The following is a 272-nucleotide window of genomic DNA, read 5'->3' as shown; positions in this document are numbered from 1 at the left end:
ATTCGAGGAACGGGTCGATGAACGACCATGCGCCCATGTTCTTCGGCTCTTCCTGGCACCAGACCATCTCGGCATTGCGGAAGCGCGACAGCTCGTTGATCAGCGCCTTTGCCGGGAACGGGTAGAGCTGCTCGACGCGCAGGAGATAGATGTCGTCGATGCCGCGTTTTTCACGCTCTTCGAGAAGATCGTAATAGACCTTGCCGGAGCACATGACGACGCGGCGGATCTTGTTGTCCTTCTGCAGCTTGATCGGGCCGTCCTTGATCACC

1 protein-coding gene is annotated in these 272 nt (G+C 58.1%); it reads right to left on the bottom strand.

Features of this window, described 5'->3' with window-relative positions; translation table 11 throughout:
* The coding region (locus EOD29_RS31810) for a hypothetical protein (RefSeq protein WP_164763945.1) at positions 1-272 on the bottom strand (272 nt) is incomplete at both ends.

Source organism: Mesorhizobium sp. M1A.T.Ca.IN.004.03.1.1 (assembly GCF_003997555.1).
Taxonomy (GTDB): domain Bacteria; phylum Pseudomonadota; class Alphaproteobacteria; order Rhizobiales; family Rhizobiaceae; genus Mesorhizobium.
Note: the sequence above shows the minus strand (reverse complement) of the source record. Positions and strands in the feature narration are given on the sequence as shown.